The sequence below is a fragment of the Xanthomonas hortorum genome, assembly GCF_040279205.1.
Taxonomy (GTDB): Bacteria; Pseudomonadota; Gammaproteobacteria; order Xanthomonadales; family Xanthomonadaceae; genus Xanthomonas; species Xanthomonas hortorum_F.
Map to the genome: position 1 here is coordinate 26736 of NZ_JBEOLS010000014.1, position 15139 is coordinate 41874.

The window sequence follows — 15139 nt, forward strand, 5'->3', positions numbered from 1 at the left end:
GCAGAGTTCAGCGTTGTCGTAACCGTGGGGGCCGAGAATGCCTACAGCAGCGCGCGTCGGGATCGAGCGAGGCAGACGACGCTGCATCCAGAGTGAGCGAGTGGGCCAGCCGATTCCGTGCGCCAGCCCTGCCGGCCGCGCCAGTCGACGACTGTGCGGCTGCCTTGATCGCTGCACTTAAGACGCAACGCTTAATTGGCGACGATTTGCGGGCGCCCGAAACCCAGCCCGGCAATGCGCTGGGCGATTTCCGAGGCATTGGCGTGGTCGCGTGCGTTGACGCGCAGGCGCCACAGGGTGCGCCCGCCACTGACGATGTCGCTGACGCTGGCACCGGCGATGCCGGCCGAGGCCAGCTGCGACAGCGCGCGATTGGCGTTTTCGCGACTGGCGAAACTGGCGACCTGCAACAGGATGTCGCCGAGTGCGGTTTCGGCAACGCTGGGTGCCTTGGCAGGCACCGGTTCGGGCCTGGTCACACGTAGCGGCGCGCTGCCTGCAGGCTTGACCACCGCGACCGCAACCGGTGCGGCAGGCGCAGGCGTCGATACCGTGGCCGATGCCGGCCGCGGCGCAACCGCTGCCGGCTTGCCGGTCGCAACACGCACGCCCTGCGACTTCATCCACGCATCGAAATTGTCCGGATTGCCGGGCTGGCGCGAATCGGCCACGTGATAGCGCCAACGCTCACCTGCCGCAGTAACCGGCGCGGCGGCGATCGATGTGGCCACCGGCACGGCAGCCGAACTTGCAGCCACCGCGCGCGGAGCAACCGTGCCGTTGGGCAGACGCTGCACCAGACCATCGATCTGGCTGCCGCCCGAGGCCGGCCGCGCTGCGGCAACGCCGGTAGCGAAAGGTGCTACGCCATTGCGGCGCTTGGCCAGCAGATTGCCGTTGTCGGCTTCGGTCAGGCCGCGCACTTCGACATTGCCGGTGCCCTTGCCGGTGATGCCCAGCTTCACCGCAGCGGCGTAGCTCAGATCGATCACGCGGCCATCGTGGAACGGACCGCGGTCGTTGACGCGCACCACCACCGAGTCGCCGGTGTCGGTATTGGTCACCAGCGCGAAGCTGGGCAGCGGCAAGGTCTTGTGCGCGGCGGTGAAGGCGTACATGTCGTAGACCTCCTTGTTGGAGGTCAGCCGGCCGTGGAATTTGCTGCCGTAATACGAGGCGGTGCCGCGTTCGACATAGTCGCCGGGGTTGTCCATCACCACGTAGCGCTTGCCGAGCACTTCGTACGGCGAGCGATTGCCCACCGCCGAGCGCGGCTCGTTGCTGACCAGCGGCTCGGGAATGCAGGCCACGTTGGGCACGTGGTCCGGGGTGGTGTCCTTGACGCCGGGTTTGTACAGGCCGCCGGCGGTGTAATCGCCACGCGTGGACGGATCTTCCTTCGCTGCCGCATACGGCGAGCTCGACGGGCATCCGGTGGCGACATACGCCGGCCCCTTGCCTTCGACCTTGACGCCCTTGATCGCGCCGCTGCCTGCGCTGCCCGAACTCTTCTTCGGTGCACTGCTACAGGCCGCCAGGCCGAGCATCAGCGCCATCGGGATCAGCCACTTGGGGCCTGTCATGCTGTTCATGCCGGGGGTAACTCCTTGCCGGCGATGGCCTCGGACAGCTGGAACACGGCCATCGCGTACATCTTGGAAATGTTGTATCGGGTGATCGCGTAGAAATTCTGGAAGCCCAGCCAGTACTGCTTGCCGTTGGCATCGTCCAGGGTGATCGGGGTCGCCGTGCTGCCCGCCACTACGGGCGCATTCGGGTGGTAGCCACGCGCGGACAGATCGGACAGCGTGTACACCGGCGACCAATCGGTAGGATTGAACTCCTCGCGCCCGGCCGTCAGCGTGGCCGGTACCGCGACCTGACCGCCGCGCACCCAGCCGCCCTTCTTGACGAAGTAATTGGCGACCGAGGCGAACACGTCGTTGTGGTCGGTGAACAGATTGCGCTTGCCGTCGGCATCGCCATCCACCGCGAACTGGCGGTAGCTGGACGGCATGAACTGGCCCATGCCCATCGCGCCGGCATAACTGCCGATCAGCGTGGTGACATCGAGTTGCTCTTCCTTGCCGAGCGCGAACAGCTGGCCGAGTTCATCGCGGAAGAACAGCTCGCGACGCACTTCGCGTTCGAGCTTGGCCGGGTCGCCGCTGCGCGGATAGCGGAATGCCAGCGTGTATAGCGCATCCAGCACGCGGTACTTGCCGGCGTTGCTGCCATAGCTGGTTTCCACCCCGATGATGGCCACGATCACCTGTGCCGGCACGCCGGTGGCCGCTTCGACCTTGCTCAGTTCGGCGCGATGCTCGGCCAGGAACTTGCGGCCGCCATCGATGCGCGCCTGGGTGATGAACATCGGCCGGTATTCGTTCCACGGCTTGACCCGCTCGGCCGGGCGCGACATCGCAGTAACGATCGCGTCCTTGAATTGCGCCTGCGCCAGCACCGCTTCGATCTGGGCGGCGTCGATGCCGTACTTGGCGGCGGTGTCGCGCACGAAATTGGCACGTGCGATCTCGAACGGCACCGGGGTCAGGTCCACCGGCGGCAGCGCGGGCGCTTCGGCGGCGGCACTGGCGGGCGCGACCGGGGCGCTCGGCGGCTTGGCCGGGGGCGCGCTGGCGGCCGGCGGCGGGGTCGGAGGGCTGGGCTGGGTCGCGCAGGCGACAAGGCCGAGGGTGAGCAGGCAGGTCAGGGTGCGTCGAATCATCGGCCGAGAGTAACAGAGACCAGATGAACTTCTGGCAATAAGACCATGAAACGAAAGAGCTTTAGCCGAAGTCAAGGCATGCCGCAGCATTGGCACAAGCTTGCAAGACACCTCACGGGGGCGCAGCACGAAAAAAAACCTCCATGCAGGCCCGGATGTGTCCGCTGCGATGGAATCGGGGATTCCCTCAGTCCCCACGATGAAGCACCTCTCGGCGCTGCATCGTTTTTCGCAAACGGCATTCGAAAAAAATCAGGCGCAGCCGAAACGCCGGCCACGCCCGATCAATCGATCACAGTGCCGGGAAACGCGGTGCCGTCGAGCAGGTCTGGATTGCGCCACTCAGTTGCACGGGGGCGGTAGTGACGCCTGCGCCCAGCTTTTCGGCGGTCAGGTCGCTGTTGACCAGCCCGATCTGCGCATTGCTGGCAGTGACGGCAGTGTTGCCTGTCGCAAGATTGGCCAGCACCAGATCCAGCGGCGTCTGCGCATCGAAGCCCTTCAGGATCCAGCCCTTGCCCTTGAGGCCGACATCGCCAGTGGTACGCAAGCCGTTGACCACGATCTCCTTGAAACTGGGCTTGGTCCCGCTACCACCGGTCGAATAGAACGGGTTGATCACCAGCGGGCTGGTCGCCCCGAACAGGCAGATGTTGCGATAGGTGATCAGGCTGACCGGGCCGCCCTTGACGATGCTGGTCTTGATGCGCAGCCCGTTGTTGTTGGTACTGCGGTTGCCGGCATCGTCGGTGGAGGTGATGGCGTTGTTTTCGATCAGCACATTGTTGACCCCGGACATCACTTCGCTGCCGATCGAGATGCCGTGGGTGCCGTAACAGCGGTTGTCGCGCACGCTGATGTTGCCGGACTTGGAGGCAATGGTCTTGATCGCCACGCAGTCGTCGCCGCCCATCACATCGTTATCGACCAGGCTGGCGTTGACCACGCTGTCCAGGTCCAGACCATCGGTGTTGGGGCTGGTGGCCGGCGACTTCACCCGCACGCCCCAGATGGTCAGGCCATCGACGATATGCGCGAAGAAATGGAAGTACGCCGCATTGATCAGATTAACGTTGTAGAGGGTGAAGGTGTTGGAGTTCTGCACCTTGATCAGGTCCGGGCTGTTCTGCACCTGGCCTGCGTTCTTGGCGTTTTCGCCGAATTCCCACCAGGTGGTGTTCTTGCCGAGCATGGGCAGATCGCCGCGGCCGTCGATGGTGCCCTGGCGCCCGCCGGTACGCACACCCATCACGCCCGACTTGAGGCCCTTGACGCTGATCAACGGCAGACACCCACCGCTCTTGGCACCGGCAGTGCCGCAGCCGCTACCGTAGTCGGCCGGATTGCGCGAGCCGTACAGGGTGACGCCCTGATCGATGACCAAGGTGACGCCGGTGGGAATCGACAGCGGCCCGCTGAGAAACGCAGTGCCGGTGCCGGCCTTGAGCAGCACGCTGCCGTTTTTGCCGGTACAGGCGGTCAATGCGGCCTGGATGGTTTTGGTATCCGGCGGCGCACTTTCCGATGCAGCGTCGAACAGGCGCCCACTCGGCGTGTGGCTGGCACTCACCGGCTGGCAGGTGGCAGGAATCGCCGGCTCGGAGACAGCGCGCGGATCGCCGGTTGCAAGGTTGATGGCGCCGGCTTGTGCGGCGAGCGTAAGACAGACACCGCCGATGGCGGCGGTTAGCAATTTCATGAAGAAGATCACTTGAGAGAGGAATGGCGCGTGCCTGCTGAAGCAACGCGACCCGGCCGCGGCAAACTCAGCGGTGTGACGGACTCTACGGAGCAAGCTCCGCACATGCGCAATGCAAGCGAACCCGGCACCGCACGAACGAAGCGGCACCGCGACGGTGTTTCGTCATTGCAACGCAGCGCGCAGAACGCTGCGCGATTTGCGAAGCGTCAGCTGCATGACATGTGCGTGTCGCATGCGTGTGGCGCATGCAGCGCTCCGTGCTTAATGCGACCAACAAAATCACTCGAACGCTGTAGCGATGGCCGCAACGTGTTGACCACATGCACCTTCGTTGACGCGTGCGACGATGTCGGGACAGCAGTGGCTTGCTCGGATCGAAAGGAGCTGATCAGACCGCACCTCATCGAACAGCCGCGCAACTGCTCGCAACCACGCACCGACCATCTCGACTGGTCCTTGCCCGCTCACCGCCGTGGGACCTTATGCGGCATGGATGCCGCAGAAGAGCCTACATGGACGTACTTGCGGCGTGTCCCGCGGCGGTGGGCGGGCAAGGGCCCTGCAGCAAAGCCGCAGATCACCCGCTTTACAACTGATCCATCCGCACTGTCGAATCACTTCGACACACTGGTTAAGCAGTAGCGGTTTTAGATGCAGCTAGAAGCTCAGGTCAAAAGCTTTAGTCGGTCGAGGCCGCAATGCCCTCACCCACTTGGTTGCGTGCAGGTGGGAACCAGAACGCCAGCCGCACCCATCTGTGGTGAGCGCAGTAGTTTTGCCAGCTGCCGTTAGCCGCACGACACGCCGGCTCAATACCCATGCACAGGACGATGCGCCTTGACCGCCATCACCAGGCCCAATCCGGCCAGCAATGACACGGCCGAGGTGCCGCCGTAACTCATCAGCGGCATCGGCACGCCGACCACCGGCAGCAGGCCGGAAATCATGCCGCCGTTGACCAGCACGTAGACGAAGAACGCCAACCCGGTGGCACCGGCCATCAGCCGCGAATAGGTGTCGCGCGCTTGCGAGGCGATCCACAGGCAGCGGCCGATCACGATCAGATACAAGGTCAGCACGGTGGCCACGCCGATCCAGCCGAATTCTTCGCTAAGCACCGAAAACGCAAAGTCGGTGGTCTGCTCGGGAATGAAGTTCAGATGCGATTGCGAACCCAGTCCCCAGCCCTTGCCGTCGAAACCGCCGGAGCCAATCGCGATCTTGGATTGGATGATGTTCCAGCCCGCGCCGAGCGCATCGTTTTCCGGGTTGAGAAACATCATGATGCGGTCCTTCTGGTATGGCCGCAGCAGCCAGAACCAGGCCACCGGCGCGGCCGCCGAAACACCGCCCACGCCCACCGCCACCCACCACCACGGCAGCCCAGCCAACAGCAGCACGAATACGCCGCTGGCGGCGATCAGCACGCCGGTGCCGAAGTCCGGCTGCAGCATGATCAGGGCAGTGGGCACGCCGATGATCATGCAGGTGACCAACACGGTGGAGATGCGCGGTGGCAGCGGCATGCGATGCAGATACCAGGCCGCCATCATCGGCAGGCTGATCTTGAGCAACTCGGCCGGCTGCAGGTAGAACAGTTTCAGATCCAGCCACTGGCGGCCGTACTTGCCGGTGCCCAGTGCGAATACCGCCAGCAGCGGCAGCATCGACAAGCCGTACACCCACGGCGTCCAGGCGCGCAGGCGCAGCACCGACATCCGCGAAATGCCCCACATCGCGGCCAGCCCGATGACGAAGCGCACTCCTTGCGCCATCACCAGATGGTCGCCGTTGGCGGCGCCGCCGGCGCTCTTGAGCACCGACAGGCCGATCACCATCAGCGCGCCCAGCGCCAGGCACAGCACCCAGTCCAGGCTGCGCGTGAAGCGCGCAACCATGTCCACCAGCCAGCGCAGGATGTCACTCAATGGTCGGTCTCCTGCACCGCATCGGGCACATCCGGCACCACCGGCTGCGCCGGCGTGTTGGGGTCCAATGCCACGGCAGTCTGGCCGATCACCACCGGCAACTCGGCCAGCGTGGCCGCGGCCGCATCGCCGGCCGCACGCGCATCGGTGGCGCCGGCCTCGAACTGGTTGACGCCTACGGCGGTCATGCCGAGCTCGCTGTCCAGCGGCTCCAGGCCGGCGGGCATCTTGCCCAGCAGCCAGGCGTCGAAAATCTTGCGTGCGATCGGCGCCGCCGAGCTGGTACCGAAGCCGCCGCCCTCCACCGCCACCGCCACCGCGATCACCGGGTTGTCGGCCGGTGCGAAACCGACGAACAGGCCGCGGTGACGCAAATGCATCGGCAGGCTGCGCGGGTCCACCGCCGCCACGCCCCTGCGGCTGACCACCTGCGCGGTGCCGGTCTTGCCGGCCATCAGGTAAGGCGCGCCGGGGGTGATGGCATAACCGGTGCCGCCCGGGCGCATGGTGTCCATCATGCCCTCACGCACCACCTGCACATGCGCAGGATTCGGGCTGATCGGCTTGCCCGGCGGCTGGATCATCGGCTGCCACGGATGATCGAAGCCGGTGCGCTCTTCCAGCACCAGATGCGGGCGCTGCAGCAGGCCGCTGGCGATCCCCGAGATGCCGCGCACCAGCTGCAACGGGGTCACTTTCCAGTCGCCCTGACCGATGGCGATATTGACGGTATCGCCGGGGTACCAGCGCTCCTTGCGGGTTTTGTACTTGTAGGCCGGCGACGGCAGGATGCCGCCGATTTCGCCGAGCAAGTCCACCCCGGTGGGCGCACCGAAGCCGTACCCGCCCATGTAGTGGTCGAAGCGCTCGATGCCCATGTCCACCGCCAGGCGGTAGTAATAGGTATTGACCGACTGGGCGATCGACTTGCGCAGATCGGTCCAGCCATGGCCACCGCGGTGCGAGTCGCCCCAGCCGCGGCTGACGCCGGGCAGGTAGAACATGCCGGTGGACAACACCCGGTCTTCCGGCCGACGCAGGCCGCTATCCAGCCCGGCCAGCGCGATCAGCGGCTTGAGCGTGGAGCCCGGCGCCACGCCGCCTAGCACCAGCCGGTTGAACTGCGGCCGCGAGGGGTTGTCGTTGAGCATGCGGAAGTCGGTATGCGAGATGCCGTTGACGAACAGGTTGGGGTCGTAGCTGGGCAGGCTGACCATGCCTAGGATCTCGCCGGTGCGCGGGTCCATGGCGATCGCCGCGCCTTCGTGCTCGCCGAACGCGGCCACCATCGCGCGCTGCAGGTCGGCATCCACCGACAGCCGCAGGTCCGCGCCCGACTGCGGCGCGACCCGGCCGACGGTGCGGATCGCCCGTCCCTGCACATTGGTTTCGACCTGCTCGTAACCGACCTGCCCGCGCAGATCCTGCTCGTAATAGCGCTCCAGCCCGGACTTGCCCATGTGGGTGAGCGCGGCATTGCCCTCGCCCAGTACCGCCAGGTCTTTTTCGTCGATGCGGCCGACGTAGCCGATGATGTGCGCGAACAACGGGCCGAACGGATAGCGCCGTGTCAGATACGGCTCCAGCTCCACGCCGGGGAAGCGCCAGCGCTCCACTGCAAAGCGCGCCATTTCCTCATCGCTCATGCGCAGCTTGAGCGTCACCGGCAGGAAGCTGCGGCGCGCCTTGCGCTCACGATTGAAGCGTTCCAGATCCTCGGGCGCGATCGGGATCACCTTGCCCAGCGCGGCGAGCATGGCGGCCATGTCGGTGACCTTGTCGGGGGTCACATCTAGACGGAAGGCCGGCACGTTTTCGGCCAGCAGCCGGCCGGTGCGGTCGTAGATCATGCCGCGCCCGGGCACCACCGGTTTGGGCTTGATGCGGTTGGCTTCCGAGCGGGTGGCGTAGACCTCGTGGTCGAGCACCTGCAGCTTGAAATACCAGCCGCCCAGGCCGACCAGGCATACCACCACCATCACAAAGCCCAGCACCGCACGCCGGCGGAACTGCTCGGCCTCCGCATGCGGGTTCTTGGGGTGACGACGCCCGTGCATGGCTTACTTCTTGCTCCGCTTGCCCAGCCGCACCGCATCCAGCAACACGAACAGCGGCGGCCACAGCGCCATGCCCAGCAGCGGCGCCCACCAGTAACTCCACGGCAGGGTCGGCTCGCCGACGGCCAGGTGCACCGCCGAGGACACGATGCGGTCGTTCAACAGCAGCCCGCCGATCGCCAGCGCCTGCTGCGAGACCGGGAAGAAGCGCATCCGCGCGCGGAAGCGCTGCAGGATGAAGGTCATGATCACCAGCCGCAGCGCCTGCTCGCCGAGCAGCCCGCCGTACAGCAGATCGGCCAGCACGCCGGCCACGAAGGCGATGCCCAGCCCGACCCGGTCCGGCTCCTCGATCACCCAGTACGCCAGCACCAGCGCCAGCCAGTACGGCCGCAGCGGCTGCACCACGAGCGGCAGCGGCAGCAGGCCAAGCACCAGCGCGATGACGAAGCTCGCCGGCAGGATCCAGGTGTTGCGCATGCGGGTCATTGGTCCGTCTCCGGTGGAGACGGGCGGGATTGGGGATTGGGGATTGGGGATTCGCTAGAAGCGGGTGGCTGAGGGCGGGAGTCGGGCGCGGGGAGTCTGGAATCAGTCGGAGCGGGTTGCTGCGGCCTTGCACGTTGGCTGGCTGGGGCGCGTTGCGTGCCTGGAGCGGATGCTGGCGGCACGGGCGATGTCTGGGTCCGTTGCGCGGCACTGGAAGCCCCAGGCGGCGTGGTGCCTGGTTGGCGTGCAGCAGCACTGGCGCCCGTTGCGTTGGACTGAGCAGCGGCAGACTGGCCAGCGGCCGGAGTGCGCGGCGAAGACGTCACATTGCCACTGGTTGTCGGTGCAGGCGCTATGGCAGTTGCAGGAGCGGATGAAGGTGCCGGCGCGCCGGTCTGTTGTGCGGATCCGGCGGGATCGCTAGCGCTGGTGGATGGATTCAAGCCCACCCGCAGCGGTTTGCCGGCACGCAGCAACAACACGTCGCGGCCGCGATCGAGCTTGGCAGCGGGGGTGAGTTCGCCGACCAGGAAGGCGTGGGTGTCGTCGGGATGCAGCTCGGACACCTTGCCAACCGGGAAACCCGCCGGGAAGCGGCCACCCAGGCCGGAGGTGACGATCTCATCGCCCACCTGCACGCCGGCGCTCAGCGGGATGTCGCGCAGTTCGAGCCGGTCGCCACGGCCGTAGACGATCAGCCGCACGCCGTTGCGCGCGACGCTGACCGGGACTGCGTGGTCGGGGTCGGTGAGCAACAGCACCGTCGAATGCAGCGGCGTCACTTCGATCACCTGGCCCATCAGGCCGCCGGCATCGATCACCGCCTGGCCCATCAGCACGCCATCGCGGCTGCCGGCATCCAGCAACAGGCGCTGCCGGGTCGGGTCCAGGTCGATATCCAGGATCGGCGCCAGCTGCACGTCCAGGCCGCGCCGCTCGGCCACGTTGAGCAGTTCGCGCAGCTGCGCGTTGTCCAGCGCGGCGGTCTGCAGCCGGGTCAGGCGCGCATTGGCCACCAGCAGCTGATTGCGCAGCGAGCGGGTTTCTTCCACCAGCTGCGCGTGGGTGGCGGCGTTATCGCGCACCTGCGAACCGATCCGCCCCGGCAGCCCGGCCACCGCCCAGATTGGCTGGATCAGCAGATTGGCCTGCATGCGCAGCTGACTCAGCCAGCTACCGCGGCTATCGAGCGCGATCAGCACGATCGCCAGCACCAGATAGACCAGCAGGCGCAGCGTGGAGGTGACTTCGCCAGGACGGGAGGCGACGGGAGGACCGGCGTAGGAGGGCACTTTAAGGCCGGGATTTGAGAGTCGGGATTGGGGATTCGAGGAGCGGTCGGCTGCCCCCGATACGACTAAGCGTTAGACAAACAGGGCTGTACCGCAATCGGTCAAGGCCGAAGGCCGGGACACGCGTTGCGAATCCCCAATGCCGACTCCCGAATCCCGAAAGCTTCACTCCGGCGCGAAGAACTCGTTGCCGTGCATGTCCACCAGCTCCAGCGCGCGACCGCCACCGCGGGCCACGCAGGTGAGCGGGTCGTCGGCCACCTGCACGTGCAGGCCGGTTTCTTCGGAGATCAGGCGGTCCAGATCGCGCAACAGCGCGCCGCCACCGGTGAGCACGATGCCGCGCTCGGCGACGTCGGCACACAGTTCCGGCGGGGTCTGTTCCAGCGCCAGCTTGACCGCGGAGATGATGCCCGACAGCGGCTCGTGCAATGCCTCCAGCACTTCGTTGGAGTTGATCTTGATCATCTTCGGCACGCCTTCGGCAAGATTACGGCCGGAGATTTCCATCTCCTGCACCTCGTCCTGCGGGTAGGCGCAGCCGATCTGCAGCTTGATGCGCTCGGCGGTGGCTTCACCGATCAACATGCCGTGGTTGCGGCGCACGTAGTTGGTGATCGACTCATCGAAGCGGTCGCCGCCCACACGCACCGACTGCGAGTACACGATGCCGTTGAGCGAGATGACCGCCACTTCGGTGGTGCCGCCGCCGATGTCGATGACCATCGAACCGCGCGCCTCGGTCACCGGCATGCCGGCACCGATCGCTGCAGCCATGGGTTCTTCGATCAGATACACATCGCGCGCACCGGCCTCTTCCGCCGATTCCTTGATGGCGCGGCGCTCGACCTGGGTGGAGCCGGCCGGTACGCACACCAGCACGCGCGGGCTCGGGCGCAGGAAGCGCGACTTGTGCACCTTCTTGATGAAGTGCTTCAGCATCGCTTCGGTATAGGTGAAGTCGGCGATGACGCCGTCCTTCATCGGGCGGATCGTGGTGATGTGGCCAGGCGTGCGGCCGAGCATCTGCTTGGCTTCTGCGCCGACGGCGGCCACCGAGCGCGTGCCGCCGATCGCGCGGTCCTGACGTACCGCAACCACCGATGGTTCGTTCAGTACGATTCCCTGCCCGCGCACGTAGATCAGCGTATTGGCCGTGCCCAGGTCGATGGACAGGTCGTTGGAGAACATGCCGCGGAGTTTCTTGAACATCGGGGGAGCCGTTCCTGAGGAGTCGCGTGCCCTGCCGCCAGACTGGCGAAAAAATGGGCGAAAAACGAAGTCCACTAGCCTAGCAATCCCCCCCGGTGCGAGCAAGGAAAAATCAGGTATTTCGGCCGGGTTTTCATGTGCCGGTCACGCCGGGCATGGCATGCGGTTGTGGCCCTGATCGGTCGCAGCCGTTACCCTTTGCGCCGCGGCGTTCGCGCCGCCCCGCTGCCATGCCCGGCAACTGGCGGGTATTTCCCTACGCAAAGGCCTGACTCGATGTCCGCACTGATCTGTGGTTCCCTCGCCTACGACACCATCATGGTGTTCCCGGACCAGTTCAAGAATCACATCCTGCCGGACAAGGTGCACATCCTGAATGTGTCGTTCCTGGTACCGCGCATGCGCCGCGAGTTCGGCGGCTGCGCCGGCAACATCGCCTACAACCTACATCTGCTCGGCGGCGCGCCGATTCCGATGGGCACCGTTGGCCAGGACTTCGGCCCCTATCGCGAACACTTCGAAGCGCTGGGCATCGACCTGTCGCGGGTGAAGATCATCGATGATCTGTTCACCCCGCAGGCGTTCATCACCACCGACCACGACAACAACCAGATCACCGCGTTCCATCCGGGCGCGATGATGCGCAGTTACGAAAACCACGTGCGCGACGTGCCCGGCGTGACCCTGGGCCTGGTCGGCCCGGACGGGCGCGAAGGCATGATCCAGAACGCGGAAGAGTTCGCTGCTGCCGGTATCCCCTTCATCTTCGATCCCGGCCAGGCGATGCCGTTGTTCAACGGCCCGGAGCTGCGCCAGTTCATCGAGCAGGCCCAGTACGTGGTGGTCAACGACTACGAGTCCAACCTGTTGCAGGAACGCACCGGCTGGGACGAGAAGGACATCGTCTCGCGCGTGCAGGCCTACATCACCACGCAGGGCCCGAAGGGCGCGTTGGTGCACACACCGGAGAAGACCTACGACATCCCGCCGGCGCACGAGCGCCGCGTGGTCGACCCGACCGGCTGTGGCGACGCCTTCCGCGCCGGGCTGATCTACGGCATCCAGGGCGGCTACGACTGGCTAACGATCGGGCGGATGGGCAATTTGATGGGCGCGCTGAAGGTGGAACATCCGGGCACGCAGAATCAGCGCTTCGATTTCACCGAGTTCAACGACCAGTTCAAGCAGCAGTTTGGTTACGCGCTCTGACGCGCAGCGCCCTGATCAGCGCTTGACCCTTCTCCCATCGGGAGAAGGTGCCCCGCAGGGGCGGATGAGGGTACGAGCGAAGCCTCGCGCAGTTCCAACAGCACAAGGCTTCGCACCGTACCCTCACCCCAACCCCTCTCCCGCAGGAGAGGGGCTCGTTGGCCTCGCTCGGTATTGAGCGGACAACCACCACATCCGGCACCTGCCATCGCTGGCCGTGACATCCGCATCAGCAATGCAGTTGATGCAACGCAATTTGCTGCAATGCAGTTGCTGCAATGCAGTTGCTGCAATGCAGTTTGAGCATCAGCCCGATCTGTGCCTCTACTGACGCTTCGCGCTCACTGAGGAACGCTGGCCCATGTCCGAGCCAAGCGTTGTCGCCGCTACGTCCATCGCCCTGCCTGAGATCGAACCGGATGTGCTCCGGCAGATCCGCCGGCTGCGCGACATCGCCCCGTTGGCCGCGCCACTGTCGCGCTCGTGGCGACGCTGCCTGGACGAGCATTCGCTGTTGCCCGAGGCACCACCCGAAGCGCTGGTGCACGATGCCTTGCACGTGCGTGAGCGCCAGCAGCGCCTGGGCGAGGTGCTGCGCATCGCCAAGGTGGAAATGGAAAACCTCTACGAACAGATCGCCGGCAGCGGTTATGCGGTGATCTTTGCCGATGCCGAAGCGACCGTGCTGCACAGCGTGCACGACCCGACCCTGCTGCGCGAATTTCGCCAGGCCGGCCTGTTCTGCGGCGCCAGCTGGGCCGAATGTCATCAGGGCACCAACGGTCTGGGCACCTGCGCGGTGGAGCGCACGGCGGTGAGCGTGCACCGTGGCGAACACTATCTGACCCGCCATCTGCCATTGTCGTGCTGCGGCGCGCCGATCCTGGACCCGCACGGCGGCCTGCTGGCAGTGCTGGATGCCTCCACGCCCGATGCGCAGGACGGCAAGCAGATCCAGCGGCATACCGTGGCCCTGGTGAGCATGTCGGCGGCGCAGATCTCGCGCTCGCATTTTCTCAATCAGTTCGGCCATGCCTTCATCCTGCGCTTCCATAGCCGGCCGGAATTCGCAGGACTCTTGCACGAGGCATTGATCGCGATCGATACCGACGGCCGTGTGCTGGCGGTCAACGAGGCAGTGCTTGAGCAACTGGGCAAGATCGATCGCAGCCAGCTAGTGGGCCGCAACATCTCGCAGGTGATGCAACTGGATTTCGATACCCTCGAACACCGTGCCGGCAGCGACGCGGGCACCTTGTGGTCGATCCGCTGTGCCTGCCACGGACGGCGTTTCTACGCACTGGTGCGCCCGCCGCGTGCACGTCCTGCGCTGCCGGCGGTAGGCGGGCCGGCACAGCTGGCGCCGGATACCGAGCTGCAACCCGGCGAGCATGTGGGCTCGGATCCGCGCATGCGCCACAACCTGGCCAATGCGTTGAAACTGGCAGCGCACCGCGTGTCGATTTTGCTGCGTGGCGACACCGGTACCGGCAAGGAGGAGTTCGCCAAGGCAGTGCATCGGGGCTCGCCGTGGGCGAATGGTGCGTTCGTGGCGATCAATTGCGCGGCGATTCCAGAAGCGCTCATCGAAAGCGAATTATTTGGCTACGCACGCGGCGCGTTCACCGATGCGGCGCGCGAAGGCCGCCATGGCAAATTACTGCAGGCCAGCGGTGGCACGCTGTTTCTGGATGAAATCGGCGACATGCCGTTGCCGTTGCAGAGCCGCCTGCTGCGGGTGCTGGAAGAACAATCCGTCACGCCGTTAGGCAGCGAGCGCGCGGTGCCGTTGGAGCTGCACGTGATCAGCGCAAGCCACCGCGATCTGGCGCAGCGGGTGGCGGCCGGCGAGTTCCGCGAGGATCTGTATTACCGGCTCAATGGCGTGGTGCTGCACCTGCCGCCACTACGCGAGCGTAGCGACAAGGCCGAGCTGATCCGCACCTTGCTGCGCGAGGAAAACAGCGAGCACAGCGTGCGCATCAGCGAGGAAGCGATGCACAAACTGCTGAGCTACGCCTGGCCGGGCAATCTACGCCAGTTGCGCAATGTGCTGCGCACGGCGGCCGTGCTGTGCAGCGATGGGGTGATCCGGCTGCCGAATCTGCCGCAGGAAATCGTCGATGCCGGCAGCGCGCCGTGTCTGGTCGATGGCCGCGCGGTGGCGGCCGACGACATGCCCGGCCGCGTCGCACTCGATCAGGCCGAGCGCCTGGTGTTGCAACAGCAACTCGAACGCCACCGCTGGAATGTCAGCCGCACCGCCGATGCCTTGGGTATCAGCCGCAATACGCTGTATCGCAAGCTGCGCAAGCATGGGTTGGATACGGGCTGATTGGGGGGGCGCTGATTTGGGATTGGGAATTGGGGATTCGTAAAAGCCAAAGCAGTGTCTTGGTGCTGGTCCTTACAGCGATCAACAGAACTACTTCTTGGCCATCAGGCGGTGGCGAGTTTGCTCGGTGCGGCATGCACCACGTACATGACGTAATTGCGGAGCGGATGATCTGTTGCTTGGCTGC

At 65.5% G+C, this 15139-nt stretch carries 10 protein-coding genes; 2 read left to right on the top strand and 8 right to left on the bottom strand.

What is annotated here, in order from left to right:
- Positions 1-191: 191 nt before the first annotated feature.
- The 8 genes from ABS769_RS08175 to ABS769_RS08210 all read right to left on the bottom strand — a co-directional run bounded on the left by ABS769_RS08175 (position 192) and on the right by ABS769_RS08210 (position 11408).
- On the bottom strand, positions 192-1592 hold the full coding sequence (locus ABS769_RS08175; protein WP_317061240.1) for a septal ring lytic transglycosylase RlpA family protein: 1401 nt from the start codon (positions 1590-1592) through the stop codon (positions 192-194).
- Positions 1589-2728, bottom strand: coding sequence for a lytic murein transglycosylase B (gene mltB, locus ABS769_RS08180; RefSeq protein WP_317061241.1), 1140 nt, complete (start codon positions 2726-2728; stop codon positions 1589-1591). Before mltB ends, ABS769_RS08175 begins: the two co-directional genes overlap by 4 nt.
- Before the next feature lie 292 nt (positions 2729-3020).
- On the bottom strand, positions 3021-4427 hold the full coding sequence (locus tag ABS769_RS08185) for a glycoside hydrolase family 28 protein (protein WP_350498139.1): 1407 nt from the start codon (positions 4425-4427) through the stop codon (positions 3021-3023).
- Between the two features lie 812 nt (positions 4428-5239).
- Complete coding sequence (gene rodA / locus ABS769_RS08190; RefSeq protein WP_023905164.1) at positions 5240-6358, bottom strand: rod shape-determining protein RodA; 1119 nt, start codon at positions 6356-6358, stop codon at positions 5240-5242.
- Positions 6355-8415: a penicillin-binding protein 2 gene (mrdA, locus tag ABS769_RS08195; protein ID WP_006451889.1), complete on the bottom strand. Its 2061-nt coding sequence runs from the start codon at positions 8413-8415 to the stop codon at positions 6355-6357. Before mrdA ends, rodA begins: the two co-directional genes overlap by 4 nt.
- 3 nt (positions 8416-8418) lie before the next feature.
- Positions 8419-8904 (bottom strand): rod shape-determining protein MreD, encoded by a 486-nt coding sequence (gene mreD, locus ABS769_RS08200; protein ID WP_006451888.1) that lies wholly within the window; start codon positions 8902-8904, stop codon positions 8419-8421.
- Complete coding sequence (mreC, locus tag ABS769_RS08205) at positions 8901-10196, bottom strand: rod shape-determining protein MreC (RefSeq protein WP_317061243.1); 1296 nt, start codon at positions 10194-10196, stop codon at positions 8901-8903. The genes mreD and mreC overlap by 4 nt, the downstream gene beginning before the upstream one ends.
- 165 nt (positions 10197-10361) lie before the next feature.
- On the bottom strand, positions 10362-11408 hold the full coding sequence (locus ABS769_RS08210) for a rod shape-determining protein (protein WP_006452025.1): 1047 nt from the start codon (positions 11406-11408) through the stop codon (positions 10362-10364).
- A gap of 276 nt (positions 11409-11684) precedes the next feature.
- Here ABS769_RS08210 and ABS769_RS08215 point away from each other — a divergent pair, with 276 nt between their 5' ends.
- Together ABS769_RS08215 and ABS769_RS08220 are read left to right on the top strand one after the other, a co-directional pair.
- The gene (locus ABS769_RS08215) at positions 11685-12617 is read left to right on the top strand and encodes a carbohydrate kinase family protein (protein ID WP_006452026.1); all 933 of its coding nucleotides are present in this window, start codon (positions 11685-11687) and stop codon (positions 12615-12617) included.
- A 361-nt stretch (positions 12618-12978) separates the two neighbouring features.
- Complete coding sequence (locus ABS769_RS08220; protein ID WP_023905170.1) at positions 12979-14952, top strand: sigma-54-dependent Fis family transcriptional regulator; 1974 nt, start codon at positions 12979-12981, stop codon at positions 14950-14952.
- The last annotated feature ends 187 nt before the right edge of the window (positions 14953-15139 follow it).